12 protein-coding genes, 29 tRNA genes and 1 pseudogene are annotated in these 15,422 nt (G+C 54.4%); 37 read left to right on the top strand and 5 right to left on the bottom strand.

What is annotated here, in order from left to right:
• A partial coding sequence (locus VMJ32_18950) for a sigma 54-interacting transcriptional regulator (protein HTQ41071.1) occupies positions 1–1,582 on the bottom strand: 1,582 nt, incomplete at its 3' end.
• Between the two features lie 192 nt (positions 1,583–1,774).
• Here VMJ32_18950 and VMJ32_18945 point away from each other — a divergent pair.
• The 6 genes and pseudogenes from VMJ32_18945 (at position 1,775) to VMJ32_18920 (ending at position 5,912) form a co-directional block, all read left to right on the top strand.
• Complete coding sequence (locus VMJ32_18945; GenBank protein ID HTQ41070.1) at positions 1,775–2,305, top strand: carboxymuconolactone decarboxylase family protein; 531 nt, start codon at positions 1,775–1,777, stop codon at positions 2,303–2,305.
• 3 nt (positions 2,306–2,308) lie between these two features.
• Positions 2,309–2,728: pseudogene (locus VMJ32_18940) on the top strand (nuclear transport factor 2 family protein).
• A 498-nt stretch (positions 2,729–3,226) separates the two neighbouring features.
• Positions 3,227–3,478: a hypothetical protein gene (locus VMJ32_18935; GenBank protein HTQ41069.1), complete on the top strand. Its 252-nt coding sequence runs from the start codon at positions 3,227–3,229 to the stop codon at positions 3,476–3,478.
• Between the two features lie 52 nt (positions 3,479–3,530).
• On the top strand, positions 3,531–4,202 hold the full coding sequence (locus VMJ32_18930) for a cytochrome b/b6 domain-containing protein (protein ID HTQ41068.1): 672 nt from the start codon (positions 3,531–3,533) through the stop codon (positions 4,200–4,202).
• Positions 4,195–4,977 (top strand): molybdopterin-dependent oxidoreductase, encoded by a 783-nt coding sequence (locus VMJ32_18925; GenBank protein ID HTQ41067.1) that lies wholly within the window; start codon positions 4,195–4,197, stop codon positions 4,975–4,977. The genes VMJ32_18930 and VMJ32_18925 overlap by 8 nt, the downstream gene beginning before the upstream one ends.
• 290 nt (positions 4,978–5,267) lie before the next feature.
• Positions 5,268–5,912 (top strand): type IV toxin-antitoxin system AbiEi family antitoxin domain-containing protein, encoded by a 645-nt coding sequence (locus tag VMJ32_18920; GenBank protein HTQ41066.1) that lies wholly within the window; start codon positions 5,268–5,270, stop codon positions 5,910–5,912.
• A gap of 562 nt (positions 5,913–6,474) precedes the next feature.
• Here VMJ32_18920 and VMJ32_18915 read toward each other — a convergent pair.
• The 4 genes from VMJ32_18915 to VMJ32_18900 all read right to left on the bottom strand — a co-directional run bounded on the left by VMJ32_18915 (position 6,475) and on the right by VMJ32_18900 (position 9,542).
• Positions 6,475–6,714, bottom strand: coding sequence for a tautomerase family protein (locus tag VMJ32_18915; protein HTQ41065.1), 240 nt, complete (start codon positions 6,712–6,714; stop codon positions 6,475–6,477).
• 72 nt (positions 6,715–6,786) lie between these two features.
• On the bottom strand, positions 6,787–7,500 hold the full coding sequence (locus VMJ32_18910) for an SDR family NAD(P)-dependent oxidoreductase (GenBank protein HTQ41064.1): 714 nt from the start codon (positions 7,498–7,500) through the stop codon (positions 6,787–6,789).
• A gap of 118 nt (positions 7,501–7,618) precedes the next feature.
• The gene (locus VMJ32_18905) at positions 7,619–8,671 is read right to left on the bottom strand and encodes a zinc-dependent alcohol dehydrogenase family protein (GenBank protein ID HTQ41063.1); all 1,053 of its coding nucleotides are present in this window, start codon (positions 8,669–8,671) and stop codon (positions 7,619–7,621) included.
• A gap of 94 nt (positions 8,672–8,765) precedes the next feature.
• Positions 8,766–9,542, bottom strand: a complete 777-nt coding sequence (locus tag VMJ32_18900; GenBank protein ID HTQ41062.1) for an SDR family oxidoreductase — start codon at positions 9,540–9,542, stop codon at positions 8,766–8,768.
• Between the two features lie 182 nt (positions 9,543–9,724).
• Here VMJ32_18900 and VMJ32_18895 point away from each other — a divergent pair, with 182 nt between their 5' ends.
• From VMJ32_18895 to VMJ32_18745, 31 genes are all read left to right on the top strand, one after another.
• Positions 9,725–10,687: an AraC family transcriptional regulator gene (locus tag VMJ32_18895; protein ID HTQ41061.1), complete on the top strand. Its 963-nt coding sequence runs from the start codon at positions 9,725–9,727 to the stop codon at positions 10,685–10,687.
• 1,047 nt (positions 10,688–11,734) lie between these two features.
• A tRNA-Phe gene (locus tag VMJ32_18890) sits at positions 11,735–11,806 on the top strand.
• 33 nt (positions 11,807–11,839) lie between these two features.
• Positions 11,840–11,912, top strand: a tRNA-Glu gene (locus VMJ32_18885).
• Positions 11,913–11,934: 22 nt separating this feature from the next.
• Positions 11,935–12,007, top strand: a tRNA-Pro gene (locus VMJ32_18880).
• Positions 12,008–12,170: 163 nt separating this feature from the next.
• Positions 12,171–12,242, top strand: a tRNA-Lys gene (locus VMJ32_18875).
• Between the two features lie 24 nt (positions 12,243–12,266).
• A tRNA-Ile gene (locus VMJ32_18870) sits at positions 12,267–12,339 on the top strand.
• Between the two features lie 13 nt (positions 12,340–12,352).
• Positions 12,353–12,425, top strand: a tRNA-Lys gene (locus VMJ32_18865).
• A gap of 11 nt (positions 12,426–12,436) precedes the next feature.
• Positions 12,437–12,508, top strand: a tRNA-Thr gene (locus VMJ32_18860).
• Between the two features lie 31 nt (positions 12,509–12,539).
• Positions 12,540–12,610: transfer RNA gene (locus VMJ32_18855), tRNA-Gly, on the top strand.
• A 9-nt stretch (positions 12,611–12,619) separates the two neighbouring features.
• Positions 12,620–12,693: transfer RNA gene (locus VMJ32_18850), tRNA-Pro, on the top strand.
• 6 nt (positions 12,694–12,699) lie between these two features.
• Positions 12,700–12,771: transfer RNA gene (locus VMJ32_18845), tRNA-Asn, on the top strand.
• A gap of 5 nt (positions 12,772–12,776) precedes the next feature.
• Positions 12,777–12,860: transfer RNA gene (locus VMJ32_18840), tRNA-Ser, on the top strand.
• A gap of 8 nt (positions 12,861–12,868) precedes the next feature.
• Positions 12,869–12,941: transfer RNA gene (locus tag VMJ32_18835), tRNA-Gly, on the top strand.
• Between the two features lie 18 nt (positions 12,942–12,959).
• Positions 12,960–13,030: transfer RNA gene (locus VMJ32_18830), tRNA-Gln, on the top strand.
• A 17-nt stretch (positions 13,031–13,047) separates the two neighbouring features.
• A tRNA-Gln gene (locus tag VMJ32_18825) sits at positions 13,048–13,122 on the top strand.
• Between the two features lie 96 nt (positions 13,123–13,218).
• Positions 13,219–13,289: transfer RNA gene (locus VMJ32_18820), tRNA-Val, on the top strand.
• A gap of 5 nt (positions 13,290–13,294) precedes the next feature.
• Positions 13,295–13,369: transfer RNA gene (locus VMJ32_18815), tRNA-Leu, on the top strand.
• Between the two features lie 12 nt (positions 13,370–13,381).
• Positions 13,382–13,455, top strand: a tRNA-Leu gene (locus VMJ32_18810).
• 15 nt (positions 13,456–13,470) lie between these two features.
• Positions 13,471–13,545: transfer RNA gene (locus tag VMJ32_18805), tRNA-Asp, on the top strand.
• Positions 13,546–13,552: 7 nt separating this feature from the next.
• Positions 13,553–13,626, top strand: a tRNA-Leu gene (locus VMJ32_18800).
• 148 nt (positions 13,627–13,774) lie between these two features.
• Positions 13,775–13,845 (top strand) — tRNA-Glu (locus VMJ32_18795).
• A 15-nt stretch (positions 13,846–13,860) separates the two neighbouring features.
• A tRNA-Leu gene (locus tag VMJ32_18790) sits at positions 13,861–13,944 on the top strand.
• Between the two features lie 81 nt (positions 13,945–14,025).
• Positions 14,026–14,101, top strand: a tRNA-Leu gene (locus VMJ32_18785).
• Between the two features lie 7 nt (positions 14,102–14,108).
• A tRNA-Val gene (locus VMJ32_18780) sits at positions 14,109–14,181 on the top strand.
• An 11-nt stretch (positions 14,182–14,192) separates the two neighbouring features.
• Positions 14,193–14,263, top strand: a tRNA-Thr gene (locus VMJ32_18775).
• A 12-nt stretch (positions 14,264–14,275) separates the two neighbouring features.
• A tRNA-Ala gene (locus VMJ32_18770) sits at positions 14,276–14,347 on the top strand.
• An 11-nt stretch (positions 14,348–14,358) separates the two neighbouring features.
• A tRNA-Ala gene (locus VMJ32_18765) sits at positions 14,359–14,429 on the top strand.
• A gap of 6 nt (positions 14,430–14,435) precedes the next feature.
• A tRNA-Ser gene (locus tag VMJ32_18760) sits at positions 14,436–14,522 on the top strand.
• Positions 14,523–14,536: 14 nt separating this feature from the next.
• A tRNA-Arg gene (locus VMJ32_18755) sits at positions 14,537–14,609 on the top strand.
• Between the two features lie 4 nt (positions 14,610–14,613).
• A tRNA-His gene (locus VMJ32_18750) sits at positions 14,614–14,687 on the top strand.
• Positions 14,688–14,767: 80 nt separating this feature from the next.
• Positions 14,768–15,364 carry an HNH endonuclease gene (locus VMJ32_18745; protein ID HTQ41060.1) on the top strand — a complete coding sequence of 199 codons (597 nt, stop codon included), beginning with the start codon at positions 14,768–14,770 and terminating at the stop codon, positions 15,362–15,364.
• Positions 15,365–15,422 lie beyond the last annotated feature (58 nt).

The raw sequence follows: 15,422 nt of genomic DNA, 5'->3' as shown, positions 1-15,422 counted from the left end.
TTGCCATCTGACCCACACTCTCGATCCGCTTTCCAATTCGCATGGCCAATTTGTTCACTAGGAAGTGAACAAGCAAAGGAATATCGCTGGTCCGCTCGCGCAGGGGTGGCAGATGGATTGGAAATACGTTCAACCGGTAGTACAAATCCTCGCGGAATGTTTTCTCCTTAGTCGCTTTCAGGAGATCGCGGTTAGTCGCAACGATTACCCGCACGTCGGCCTTGATGATCGTTGTTCCACCGACGCGCTCGAACTCTCGTTCTTGCAACACGCGGAGCAATTTGGCCTGAACGTCGGCGGGTAGCTCGCCGATTTCATCCAAAAAAATTGTTCCGCCAGCGGCAAGCTCGAACCGACCGATGCGCCGTGCGATGGCGCCGGTGAAAGCACCTTTTTCGTGACCGAAAAGTTCCGACTCGACGAGGCTGGAGGGCAACGCGGCGCAATTCAGCTTGATCAAAGGCTTATCACTCCGACGGCTAGCCGAGTGAACGGCGCGAGCGATCAGCTCCTTCCCGGTTCCTGTCTCGCCGGTGATGAGCACGGTGCTGTCTGTAACGGCAACCCGATTGACTTTTTCGAGCGCCTCCAGCAGTGCCGGGCTCTGACCGACGATTTCCTCGAAGTTGTGAACCGATTTGATTTCTTCTTGCAAATAGAGGTTTTGTGCAGTCAGCCGCGCTTGTTCTTGTTCCATCAGCATGCGATCCGTGATATCAATGAACATCGTGCGGGTGTAGTTACCACTGGGATCCGGTTTCGACCACCATTGAATCCAAATCGGTTTGCCGTTGTCTTTCCGGCGTAGCTCCAACACGACACCGCTGGTATCGGCGCCACGGCCAACTGAAGACAGCGCTTGCTCGACTCTGCGCTGAGCATCGGGAGTTTGGGGAACAAGCGACAAACCGAGTGTCTTGCGCACTTCCTCGGGTTTAATTCCCAGTATTCGCAGCGCGGCTCGGTTGGCACTGAGAAAGCGTGAATCCAAACCTTCGTGAACGTAGGCAATCGGCGCCTCATCAAACAAATCACGATACCGCTCGTTGCTTTCCTTGAGCAGCAACTCCATTCGCAGTCGTTCTAACTCCGCGGCCGCGCGGGCCGCAAAAATGCGAAAGATGAGCATGTCGCGCGGCACTTCTGGCATTGGGTCGGTATCAAACACGCACAAGTGCCCGAGGTGCTCGCCACTAGCGGCGATTAACGGTACTCCCAGATAACTTTCAATTCCCATCTCAACTAGCGCAGTGTCGAGTGGAAATCTTTTATGGACCCCCTGGGGATAGTGACACAGATTGCCCCGAACAACATCTTCGCAAGGTGTTCCAGGGAGGTCGTATTCGACATTCGCTGCCAATTTGCCGTTATTCCAATAAGCCATCGTGCGAGCGCGATTTCCACCGCAAAACTCCGCGATAAACGAATAGCGGCATTTCAGCGCCGTCGCCAAATGTTCAACTAGAGACTGCAAAAACTTCTCGCCTGTGGCATGCGCGGTCCCCTCTAATATCAGACGCAATGGAGCAACGTCATCGATTGCTGAACCCGAGCGGTCGGTAGAGGAATAAAATTCGGCCATTGAATCACGAGTAATGCCGCGTTGCGATACGGCGCGGAACTCCATCATAGCCGACCATTGCCATCGCTGACGAGATGCCAAAAAGGCAGTGAAACCTTAGTAAGGGATCGTTCATCTAAACGAGGTGTCTTACTAACCAGCCAGCGGAAGCTCGAACGGCTCGTAAACCTTTAATCTTATGGAGATTCAATCATGCAACGCATTCAGGCAGTACCAGCGGACCAAGTCACTCCAAAGGCCAAAGAACTTCTGGAAGGCGTACAAAAGAAGCTGGGAATGACGCCCAACATGATGAAAACAATGGCCAACTCGGCCGCAGTGTTGGAAGGCTATTTAAGCCTGAGCGGTGCTTTAGGTCACGGTGTGTTGCCGGCTAAACTGCGCGAACAATTAGCGCTGGCTATCGCCGAGGAAAACGCTTGCAGCTATTGCCGTGCGGCCCACAGCGCAATCGGAAAGATGGTCGGCTTGAACCCTGAAGCGATTCTTGATGCCCGTCGTGGTTCTTCGCAGGATGCCAAAACCCAAGCCGCCCTACAATTCGCGCGGATCGTGACTCAGAAAAAAGGCCATGTATCCGACGCCGATTTGGTCGAAGTTCGGAAGGCTGGCTACAATGATGGCGAGATTGGCGAAATCATTGCTCATGTAGCATTGAATGTGTTCACCAACTACTTCAATGAAACCGCGAGTACGGAAATCGATTTTCCGAAGGTTGTATAGTCCGTGGCTCCCCCAATTAAACCCCCGTTTACGCTCGACTCGGCTCTCGCCAAAGTGAAGGCTGCGGAAAATGCCTGGAATACCTGCGACCCGGAAATCGTGGCCCAGGCGTACACCGTCGATTCGCAATGACGAAATCGTACGGAGTTTTTCCAAGGCCGTGAGGCGATCAAGGATTTTCTACGCAGAAAGTGGGCAAAGGAACTGCACTATCGCTTAATGAAAGAGCTCTGGTGTTATACGGGGAATCGGATTTCGGTGCGATTTGAGTACGAGTGGTTTGACGCAGGCCAGCAACAATGGTATCGGACTCACGGCAACGAACATTGGGAATTTGACGACGAAGGTCTAATGCGCCACCGCGACATGAGCGCCAATGATGTGCCAATCCTCGAATCGCAGCGGCGATATCAGAAAGCCTGAATGCACCGCGTTTTGGACTGGCAGCGATGCGAATAGTCATGCTTGGGGCACTTGACTATCCCGAGCACTCAGAATGGCTCTCACAAGTTCTTCGGGAATCGGGATTACATCGTGCGCCGAGCGCGCCTCGCCTAAGTGCCGAACGTTCCTGATCGTGGTCTCAAACGAATCTAAATAGCGTCGGCAATTGCCGCAGCCGAGCAGGTGAATTCTGAACAGAACCCGCTGCCGTAACGGCAGCGATCCGTCGAGATAGTCCGTCAAGAATTCTGTGACTTCTCTGCAAGACATATTGTATTCCCTTTGCGGTTTGGATGCGTCCAGCAGTTCAAAGTTACGTGTTCCGATGAGATTTCCTAAAACCGCGCGGATTTTCAAAAAAAACGCCGCTCGTGTAACCGTATCCTCGCCACGGCATCCAATAGATGGGAACGAGGCACCCGCGTGAATTAAGCGGGCGACCACAATCCCTCAAATTCCATATTAGGAGACATTGCGATGAAAAATTCATTTGTTGGCTTCGTACTCGGTTGTACGGTTAGCGTGGCCGCATGTTGCCTACTGACGGGCTGCGGCTCAAGCAGTGGACAAGGCGACAAGATGAACAGCCCGAAGATGGGTATGGAAGACAAAATGATGAACGACAAGATGACCGGTGACAAAATGAACGGCGACAAGATGACCGATGACAAGATGACTGGTGACAAAATGAGTACGGACAAGATGAACACAGACAAGATGGGGCATTAATTAGGTTTTGAAAGCAAGGTCGCCGCTCGATAAGGCCTCGGAGTGACATTCCATGAAACGTCTGGAGCACAAACATCCACGGCCCATTCGCTGGATGCACTGGCTAAACGTGCCGCTCCTGTTTGGGATGATTTGGAGCGGTCTAATGATCTATTGGGCCAATGATGTGTTTCGCATCGGGATCGGCAACTGGACTTTGGCCCATTTTTTCCCTGATTGGTTTTACGAAGCACTCCGTTTAGATCACCGTTTAGCAGAAGGAATGTCATGGCATTTCGCCATTATGTGGGTATTTGCCATCAACGGGATTTGCTACGTAACGTACACGTTTGCCTCGGGAGAGTGGCGCCATCTATTGCCGAATCGAAAAAGTTTTCGCGAAGCGTGGATGGTGATTTTGCACGATCTGCACTTGAGCAAAATCGAGCCGCCTAAACGCAAGTTTAACGGAGCCCAGCAATTCGCATATACCGGTGTTGTTTTGATGGGTTTCGGATCGCTCGTGACTGGCTTAGCCATCTATAAGCCGATACAAGTCGTCTGGCTGACAAGTTTGTTGGGCGGATATGCTTGGGCACGGTGGGAACATTTTTGGCTTACCATGGGGTACCTGTTCTTTTTCGTGATCCACATTTCACAGGTTATTCGAGCGGGGTGGAATAATTTTCGCGCGATGGTCACTGGGTACGAATTGACTTCAACAGAGAAGCCATCCCATGACTGAATCCTCACCCAAAGTAGAGGAGTCGGTCCCCTCCCTTTCTGCAGAATCGCAGATGCGTCGGCTCACCCGGCGCAGTTTCACTGTCGGCGCTGCAGCAGCACTAACTGGAATGGCCGGAGTGGGTTGGGTCGCAACTCGACCGGAAGATGACGGGGTTCCCTGGCCACTACGGCGAATTCTGGAATTCAACGAGAGCATCGCCCAAAGATTCTTCAATGCTCAAAGGTTGGCCCCAGAGTTTCCCGCCGGGGTGGCAGAGGATCTTCGCGAAAATGGCCACGTTGGCTTGATGAGCCCAGCAAACCTTGACGATTGGATGGTGCATGTTCTCGGTAAAGTCGATCGTCACATACCTCTCAGCGCAATTAAAGAGCTCACCGCCTACGAAATGACCACCCAATTCAAATGCATTGAAGGTTGGGATCGAATTGTCAGTTGGAAAGGAGTTCGTTTATCGGACTTCCTCAATAAATTTGCTGTTGCGAGCCAGTACATCGGCATGTCGACCCCGCCCGACGGTCAAACACCCGATGGTCAGTCTGATCTTTATTATGTAGGGCTGGATCGTCCTAGCGCATTACATCCGCAAACTTTGCTGTGCTACCAAATGAATGGCGCGCCGCTAACACAGGGGCACGGAGCCCCGCTCCGCTTGGTGAGTACAGTGAAATATGGTTACAAGAACATCAAACGTATCGGCGTAATCGAATTGACCGACGAGCGACCCCCGGACTATTGGGCACAGCGCGGCTACGATTGGTACGCCGGGCACTAAACACATCAAATCGCAATCACTTGGCTCCCGAGTTCCGGAATCGGCTGCGAAGCCTGAAACCAACTTGCTAAAGAACAGCGGTCTTGTTGATTCCACTGCCTTCGTCGGCTTTCATCGTCAGCGCTAGCTGGCTGAGGCCGAAGGCCCTTGGCCCCGACGAGGAAGGCCAGAGAAGGCGTGGACGGAGCCGCCCCCCTGCTTTACCCCTTAACTGCCTTTGTTGGCCGATTCCGAGGGGTTTTTCAGCGTCAGAATTCGCTTTCCCCGCTGCCAATTTACATGGTAAGATTATGTATGTAGATATTGATATAGTACGACATAATCTAACTGACGAAACTGGTCAAAAACGGGAGCAAATCCTGACGCTCGCTCGGGAGAGAGGAATCCTGCGCCCACGGGACCTGGAACCGCTGGGAATTGCCGGAGAGTACCTGAATAAACTCCATAACGAAGGAATACTGGAGCGCCCGGGTCGCGGACTGTATCGCCTCGCCCACGCCAAGCCAGGCCGTTTCGCGCAGTTCGCCGAAGTTGCCAAACGCACGCCGCAGGGCGTAGTCTGCCTGCTATCGGCGCTGGCCTTTCATGGTCTGACCACGGAAAACCCGCATCAGATCTGGCTGGCGATTCCCAGCAAAGCTCGCCCGCCGAAAATCGAGTATCCGCCAGTGCGGATTGTGCGATATGCTGATACGGCGCAGCGCTTCGGCATTCAAGCCCATCGGATTGACGGTGTGGAGGTGAAGATTTACTCTCCCGCCAAGACGGTGGCCGACTGTTTCAAATTCCGCAACCAAGTGGGGCTGGATGTGGCACTGGAAGCGCTGCGTGATTGCTGGCGCAAAAAGCTGGCCACCAGCGACGAACTTTGGAAGGCTGCCAAAGTGTGCCGCATGACGAACGTAATCCGTCCCTACATGGAAGCTGTGATTTGAAATCCGGAGAGAAGAGCAGCGAACCTGGAAGACAGCCAGTCTGATTCCGCACTGATTTTCGCGCGTTAGTCGAATCGGCTAATGAAGGTGGTTGGCACGGTCGAAGAGCCGATCAATGCCCGGAATCAAAGCGCTGGAATTGAACGGCTGATTGACACACTGTTGCGATGCAAAATCAACATCGGTTGCGTCAACAACCTAGTTCTCTTCGTGGCATTTGCATCGCTAAAGCGTGGCTTTTGCATGGCAAAAAGCTGGGGAACTAGGATTTGAAGCGGCTCAGAATATCCATACTGCGCATCGCAGTTGCAGGACATTTGGGTAGCAGTTCGCGTCCCCGGAATGGTTTATATCAGGTCCGGGACCGATTTTCTATTGCGGTTACAGGGCAACTATGGGGAGCCTGTGTATGCCATTCTGCGTCAACTTTGCGTCAAGTGCTTCGGCACTGAATCTGAACCGTTCAGACACTGGATTTTGAGTCTTCGCCAATGATGTCGGGAAAGTGCGGCGTTTGGCGCGCGGTTGCGTTGCAAGTCTATTACCGCCTGCGGCGGCCAACTCATTCGAGGTCACTCGGATCATATCCAGGCTTCTTATAAATGTTGTCCCAATTGTTGGCGATGTCTGGCTTGTAGACCTTCTCATTCCAATTTTGCGGAGCGACTTCCTGCATGGCGACAGAGACCGATTCTTCGCCGTAATCGAAGACTTCCATTACGTCCTTCGTAATTAAGTCGGCGAGTTTTTTCTTCTGCTTTTCTGTTTTACCAGGCCACAGTTTCACTATCACGTGGGGCATAGTCTTCTCCTTCAACCTATTCAAGAGATAAATTCCAAACTCGTTTGCACATCTGGCGTGGTTTCACTCCTACTACCAAGAAATCTCTTGCCGATCACGAAACAACTTTCCGGTCAGTTCGTGGGGCGCATCGGCAGCGAGCCACACCGCAGTGTCGGCACCCTCTTCTACAGAGCTGGTGGCGTTTGGGCCGCCCATATCCGTCCGCACCCAACCAGGGCACATCGAGTTAACGGAAATACTTTCAGCCTCCAAGGCCTTCGCCAACATAATAGTGAGCCCATTCAGCGCGAGCTTTGACAGACAATAGCTCGGTACGCCTGGAGACAATCCGGCCAGCTCACCGTATCCACTGGAAACGTTGATGACGCGGGCAGCCGGTGCTTTCCGCAAATAAGTAAGAAACCCTTGGGTCGTTTCGAGCGCTCCGAAAGTGTTCGTCTGGAACGTCTCGACCATCTGCATCCGTGGCACAGTCAATATACTGATGCCTTCGTCGGGATAGATGCCCGCATTATTGATCAACACGTCCAGACGATCTGATATTTTGCCAAACTGGCTCGCAGCGTTTCGAACGCTTTCCGAACGGCTCACGTCCAGCGAAAGGAAAGTTGCCACACCGCCGAATGTCTGCATCGCTTTCACCGCCTTCGTGCCGCTCGTTTCATCACGGGCAGCGATGACGACATGAAATCCTCGTCGCGTCAGTTGCTTGGCCGTTTCAAATCCGATACCGCGATTGGCGCCGGTAATCAGTGCAACCTGTTTCGTACTTTGGGTGCTCATTGCTGGTCCTCGTTATCGACTCTGTCAGTGCACTCAACGGCCGGTCATTCGCTCTAGTGATTCGCTTCCAGCGATCCTGGTTAGTTCGCCTGTCGACAAATCAATCACAATTCCTCCCCTAACGCTTAGTTTTTGCCGCACCATTCGACGAGGCATTTGGCAGCAGCAAGCTCTTAATTGCACGACGCTCATCCATCGCCCGATACCCCTCGGCCACCTGCTCAAGTGGCAAGACAAGGTCGAATACTTTGCCTGGCTCGATTTTTCGGTTCCACACGAGTTCGATTAGTTTCGGCAGATATCGCCGCACCGGCGCGGGACCGCCATGAAGATGTACATGGGTGTAGAACAGGTCCTCGCCTTTGAACTCGACGCCGTGCGGAACGCCAACGTAAGAGACGTAGCCGCCGCGACGTGTGCATTGAATCGCCTGCGTCATGGATTGCTGCGTTCCCACGCATTCGAGGACCGAATCTGCGCCGATGCCATTGGTCATATCTTTGATACGGTTGACACCGTCTTCGCCTCGTTCAGTGACAATATCTGTTGCGCCGAATTCCCGTGCGAGCTTTTGACGGCTTTCGTACCTGCTCATCGCAATAATCCGTTCAGCTCCCATTTGTTTTGCTGAAAGCACGCCTAGCAGTCCGACCGCTCCGTCGCCGACAACGACAGCGGTGGCGCCTGGTTTGACATTCGCTGCATCAGCCGCGAACCAGCCGGTACCAAGCACGTCGGATGTGGCGAGCAAGCTCGGCACGAGATCTTCCGGCGGCACGTCCAGTGTGGGAACCAGTGTTCCGTCCGCCAGCGGCACTCGAAGCAGTGGCGCCTGGGCACGCAACATCCATTCGCGGTGCGCGCACGAAGACTGATAACCGTACTGACAGTTCGGGCAGGTATTGTCAGACGTAGCAAAAGAGCCGACAACGAACTGCCCTGGCTTAATCGACTTCACGTCGCGGCCCACTTCCTCGACGACGCCACTGTATTCGTGACCCATCGGCGTCGGCCCATTGATGGGCTGCAATCCTCGGTATGGCCAAAGGTCCGATCCGCAGACGCAAGTGGCGGCAATGCGGATGACGGCGTCGGTTGGTTTTTCGATTCTGGGCGTCTCGCGATCTTCGAAGCGGATGTCGCCAGGTCCATACAGTACTGCTCCTCGCATGATGTTCTCCTTTCTAGTAAACGATTACGGTTTGCCCGGCCAGAGCTCTTCGGTGACGTGTGGCATTTTTTGACCCTCCGATATCATTCCGTGGCTATTGCACCGTTTGTCCGCCGTCGACGACCATTGCGTGACCGACCATAAAAGCGGCGCCCTCCGAACACAGCCATAGGACAGCTGCGGCGATTTCCTCAGGTTTGCCCATTCGTCCAGCCGGTTCTTCAGCGATGACCTTTGCCCGCCCTTGGGATGTGCCGCCAGTAAATCGGCCCATCATTGGCGTATCGATATACCCGGGACAGACCGCGTTGATGCGAAGGTTCTGAGCGGCATAGTCGAGAGCCGCGGCGCGTGTGAGTCCGATCACGCCATGTTTGGCAGCGGTGTAAGCTGGGCTGCCCTTGATTCCGATGACTCCAGCTCCCGACGACGTATTGACGATCGCGCCGCCTCCCTGCTTGATAATCAGCGGTATTTCATACTTCATGCACAAAAACACGCCGCGCAAATTGATATCGACAATGCGGTTCCACTCGTCTTCATCGTAGTCTGCAAGCGGGGCCGCTTTCCGAGGCTCGATGCCGGCGTTGTTGAACGCGAAGTCAAGCCGCCCGAAAGCTTCAATGGTCTTGGCTAGCGCGCTCTTCACATCCGCAGTTTTTGTCACATCGCAGGTGACAGCAATCGCCCGCCCGCCCTCCTTTTCAATCAGGCTTGCCGTCTCTTGATTCGCCTTCTCGGAGACATCGGCGGCCACGACGCTAACTCCCTCGCGGGCGAATGCCAGGGCCGTCTCGCGACCAATGCCGCTACCGGCACCCGTCACAAATGCTACTTTTCCCGGAGGACTTCCGTTTGGGTGATTCGTCATTGAGTGCTCCTTTCAGTGTTCAGTTTCCGATGCTGTTCTTCGAAATGTTCTTGCTCGCCTGAATAATAGCGCTAATTCACATAGTCACAATCGTCGGTTCCTACGGACTTCTAGCCTAATTCTCCGGCTACGCGATCGATTCAGATGACTTTAGGACCCAAAGCTTGTATAAATCTATTGAGATGAACACCACTAAACCGACCACATCAAAGCAGAATTCGGGCGATCGCTTGGCTGAGTTGCTCGATGCACTTGCCGTGCGCGAGGGAAAACAGCCGACATCGGTCGCGGGAGTAGAAGTGTCGCGAACCTCGTACCCAACGGCGGGAACTCCGGTCATTTATGAGCCGATGATTCTGTTCATCGCCCAGGGGCGGAAGATTGGTTATCTAGGCGACGAGGTGTTGACCTATGACAAGAACCATTATCTGGCCTTGTCGGTCCCTGTGCCGTTTCAGTGCAAAGTCGAAGCTTCTCCAGAAGAGCCGGTGCTGGCGCTGGTGATTTCCGTTGACCCGACGATGCTCAGCGAAATATTGATCAATCTGGATGAGCCGAGTATATCCGATGTGGCGGTGCCGCGAGGCATTTATTCATCGGGAATGACCGATGAGCTGCGTAGCGCCGTCATCCGACTTTTGGAGTGTCTGAGTTCGCCGACGGACAGCCGAATTCTTGGACCGCAAACCGTTCGAGAAATCGTTTATCGTGTGCTGCAAGGCGAGCAAGGTGGCGCAATGCGCGCCATGGCTGCCCGCAACGATCAGTTCATGCGAATCGCAAGGGTGCTGCAATTCATCAATACGGATTTCGCTCGTCCGCTCAGTACCGAAGACCTGGCGAAGCAGGCGCGCATGAGCGTCTCCACGTTCCACCAAAATTTCAAGGCGGTTACCGCGACTTCACCGCTTCAATACCTCAAAAACATCCGACTCCATAGAGCACGACTGCTGATGGTCAACGAAGGCCACAACGCGAATACCGCTGCGACGGCTGTCGGATACGAAAGTGCGTCGCAATTCGGCCGTGAGTTCAAGCGTTTGTTTGGCGGCAGTCCTGCTGATGACGCTTCCAAACTTCGCGACAGGCTCGTCACAGCCAAAGGTGGAACCTTAGACCGTTGGGTGCCCGCAAGCACAACTTGAATGATCGCGATCTCGACTCGGCAAATCTTGTTTGTTGGCGCGTCGCGACGAATGTGATCCGCCCCTACATGGAAGCTGTGATTTAAGATCTGATCAGCGGAAAAACAATCAGCCAGATTGTGTCCGAGCCGGATTCACACAGAGTAGCGATTGATAAAGAGCCCGATTTTGCCAGCGCTTTGCAGTTGTTAAGAGACACTGCGAATTCGGAAACAATCCACTTATCGAACCGAGTGAATTGGTGTGCTAATGCTATGCAAACTCAATAGTGATTGCGCTGACAACCTAGTTCCCTGTGTGGCGTTTGCATCGCCAAAGCGTGGGTTTTGCATGGCGAAAAGCTGGGGAACTAGGATTTGAACCGGCTCAAAATATCCACGCTGCGCATATTGCTTGCAGGACATTTGGGTAGCAATCCGCGTTCCTGGAGTGATTTATACCACGTCCGGGGCCGATATTCTATTGCGATTGCATTGCGGTTATAGGGAGGCTGTGTGTGCCATAAAGCGTCAACTTTGCGTCAACTGTTTTCTTGTGCCTTTTGACAACATCGTCCGTTGATTGATCGGCGGCTCTGCGTACGCCCCGTCGCTCCCGATTGACCAATACCACGGTTCAGGCGCACTGCTAATTCCTGGAGTTACAACCAGAAAAATCCGACGATATGGAGAAGGTTTCGATCTGAATAAATCTCTGCAAAAACTTTTTGGAAATTGTGTGAACCAGTTCATGGCGGCTGGCGTCTAAGAGGCACAGAGACAATGTGCCGTCGCCAGGACGACAGCACGAAACATCAATAACCCCTTACAGTATCCAGACTTCAATGTCGCAATTACAGCTAAGCTCGATCCAAGAACGAAGTGATGCGGGATATTCCGCGCTGCGAGAAACATTTCTCGCAGGGAATATACCCCCACACCCACTACGCTTGTGACGCTCGGCTGTAATTGCACGAGACAGGCTCAAAAGCCCGGTGTCACAACGACATCGGGCTTTTTTTATTGGCTTGGTGGTGTGGGGTGCGGCCACAACTCCCAGTTCGATGACGGGTCGGTAGCTGAGATGGCATAGCGCTTGGCTGAAAACCAGGAGACGAGGATTCGAGCGCCTCCCGACCCACTGCGCTCAAGGTGCGCGCTGACACAACACAACGGCCCGTTCGACTTCTGGTGAGGTCGTCAGTCTTTCAAGCTGAATAGGTCGGGTTCGAATCCCACACGGGTCACTGAATTGAAAAAACAAAACAACGGGATGTTGGGCAGTGGCAAGCCCGCGTGCCTTGGGCGCACGATCGTGTCGGTTCGATTCCGGCCATCCCGACTGAGCGACAGCGGTAGTCGAGGGCTGGTTGCCCAAACCCGGCTGATAACCGAGTCGCGCTGAGTTCGATTCTCAGGGCTACCACTGATCTGACCAAAACAAAAACGGAGAACACCGAAATGACAAAGATTGCGCGGCTTAAACGCATACGCCAAATCCCTCTGGGGCTGTGGCGTAACGGCAGCGTACTCGCCTTTTAAGCGACGAGGTAAGGGTTCAACTCCCTTCGGCCCCACTGAATGAGTTTTCGTGCAACTTGTGGCGCGTAGCTCAGTGGTGAGAGCAGGTCTCTTATAAGGACCAGGTCGAGGGTTCGATTCCCTCCGCGCCGACTGAAAACAACACGGGATCAAGGTGCTAGCGGCAGCATGTCTGGCTCTTAACCAGATCGGTGAGGGTTCAAGTCCCTCTGATCCCACTGTCGGAAATGCACTGGTCGTCCAGCGGCGAAGACTCCGCACTTGTAATGTGGCAACGCGGGTTCGAGTCCCGCCCGGTGCTCCTGCTCTTTGACAATTTACTCAGCTCAAACGCACCCATGATGTAACGGTAGCCTGCTGCCTTGCCATGGCGGAAGCGCGGGTTCAACTCCCGCTGGGTGCTTTTCATTCACGGCGTATAGGAAAGTCTGGAAATCCGCTTGCTTCGGGAGCAAGAGATCGTCGGTTCAAATCCGACTGCGCCGACTTCTTTGCGGTGTGGCCCAATGGTAAGGCAACTCCCTGTTAAGGAGAGGATTGCTGGTTCGATTCCAGCCACCGCAGCTAATGGAAGGGCAAGCCGAAGGGCGACGGCAACTGTTTCGAAAACAGTCGAGCGATGAGCCTTGTGAGTTCGACTCTCACCCCTTCCGCCTTGAGTGTGCCCTTGGCCGAGCGGCATTAGGCGCCAGCCTTCCAAGCTGGAAAGGTGGGTTCGATTCCCGCAGGGCACTCTTCGCAAACAGAAATGATCGGGGATCGGCTAGCGGTAGGCTTCCTGACTTTGAATCAGGAGACGGAGGTTCGAACCCTCCTCCCCGAATTGAAAGCAATAAACACTCCGGGGCAGTTGCTGTTGGTAGTGACGCCTGGCTCTGAACCAGGAGGACGTTGGTTCGATTCCAACCCCCGGAACTTTGATCGATTGGGCTCATCGTCCAACAGGAAGACGTCGGCTCCGCACGCCGAAAATCCGAGTGCAACTCTCGGTGAGTCCACTGCATGAAATACAGTCCCGTGGTCCAGCGGCACGACTCCTGGCTCACATCCAGGCAACGATGGTTCAACTCCATCCGGGACTACTTCCGCCCAGGTACGCCAACTCGGCAGAGCGGCTTGGCTTAAACCCAAGCGTTTGTGGGTTCGACTCCCACCTTGGGCACTTTCCTGCCGCGGCTCGGTAGGCAATCGGCAGACCACTTTCGCTTAGAACGAGAGATGCTGTGGGTTCGAGTCCCACCTGAGCCACTTAATTGAAACTTTGTCCTCGCGGAGCAGCCAGGAGTGCTCGTCGCCCTGTCAAGGCGAAGATCGTGGGTTCAAATCCCATCGGGGACGCTAACGCGGCACGGTATGCAAATCGGCAAAGCAGCGAAGCTCAAACCTTCGTGATTGCGGGTTCAAATCCCGCCTGTGCCACTTAATTAGAGCTAACGCCCTGCGCGCGGCAGACGTCCGTCTGCCGTGCTCGGTTGCGGGTTGTGATCCTCGTGGCGGCCTGTAAAGCCGTTGTCGCTAAACAAGCGAGGTGGATGACGATGAGTTCGATTCTTACACAACCCACTGCGGCCCGTTCGTCTAGTGGCAGGATGCGAGACCCTCATTCTCGCGACGCGGGTTCGAGTCCCGCACGGGTCACTGATTCAGAGACACGACCAAGTGATGGAACTGGTAGACATCCGACGTTCAGAACGTCGTGCCCATTGCGGCGTGGGAGTTCGACTCTTCCCTTGGTCACTGAAACATGACGCAGGTGAGCCAGTGCTCAGCCGGGCCTCATAAGCCCAGCCCGTCGGGTGCGACACCCGAACCTGCAACGGCCGGGTACGCAAACTGGTAAAGCGACGAGGTCGAGAGCCTCGTGAATTTGTGAGTTCGACTCTCACTCCGGTCACTAACACGATCCCGTGGTCCAGCGGCAAAGACGCCTGGTCGACATCCAGGAAATCGATGGTTCGATTCCATCCGGGATCACTGATGAAGTTGGTCTGTAAGTGTTGTGGCAGCACGCCTCCTCGGTAAGGAGGAAGACCGGGTTCAATTCCCGGACGGACCTTGAAGTGAACACGGGCTGCTCGTCCAACGGGAAGACGCCTGGCTTGCAACCTGGAAATCGGGGTTCGATTCCCCGGCAGGTCCACTGAAACAAAAGGGCTCATGGTCCAACGGGAAGACATCAGGCTGGCAGTCTGAGGATCCGGGTTCAATTCCCGGTGAGTCCACTAACTGGAAGGTAGCCGGATACGGTTGGCCGGGCCGCTTTGCTAAAGCGGTTCTCGCTTGTCGAGATGAGGGTTCAATTCCCTTGCCTTCCGCTGGAATGATTTGCGCCTCGGTGGTGAAACGGATGATCACATCTCGCTTCTAACGAGAGATTCCGGGTTCGAGTCCTGGTCGAGGCATATGGTGTCTGTGGTGTAGCGGTTTCTGCACGGCTGGCTGTGAACCAGAAGGTGGCGGTTCAACTCCGCTCAGACACCCCTGTTGGGATTTTGTGAGCGTTGTCGCTGTGAGTGAGTCATTTCGAAGCCACTTTGATAATCGTGATTTGGAGATACCTATGGTCGCTAAAGCACTCGAACGTCCGACGCTGGTGCTCAACCGCAACTGGCAGCCGGTAAACGTGGCCACCGTGGGTCGCGCGCTGGTGCTGTTGTGGAACGAGTCGGCTCGCGTCGTCGACCCGGAAAACTATCAGACCTACACCTGGGCTGATTGGTCGCAGTTGCGTGTGCGCGATGGCGATCCGTACATCCAGGCGATTCGGCTGCGGCTACGGACGCCGGAAGTGATCGTGCTTGGCAACTACGATCGGCTCCCAAGCGCCGCCGTCAGCTTCAGCCGCCGCAATTTGTTCAAGCGCGACCATTGGACTTGCCAGTATTGCAATGTGCAGCCAGGCGCCGACGAACTAACGATCGACCACGTTGTTCCGCGGTCGCAGGGCGGCACTTCGACCTGGGAAAACTGCGTGCTGGCGTGTGTGACTTGCAACAAGCGCAAGGCCGACCGCACGCCACAGCAGGCCGGTTTGAAGTTGCGGCATGCGCCGGTTCGTCCGTTGTGGAAGCCGATGTATGCCCGCCACACAGTGCGAATCGAAAGCTGGTCGAAGTTCGTCAGCGAAGCGTACTGGAACGTAACGCTGGAAGCGTAGCAATGACGTTGGCACGGCCGACCCAAGCTGGGCAGGCTTGGATCGTGCCGACGCCAAC

The organism is Pirellulales bacterium, from assembly GCA_035499655.1.
In the GTDB taxonomy this organism is placed as follows: domain Bacteria; phylum Planctomycetota; class Planctomycetia; order Pirellulales; family JADZDJ01; genus DATJYL01.
Note: the sequence above shows the minus strand (reverse complement) of the source record. Positions and strands in the feature narration are given on the sequence as shown.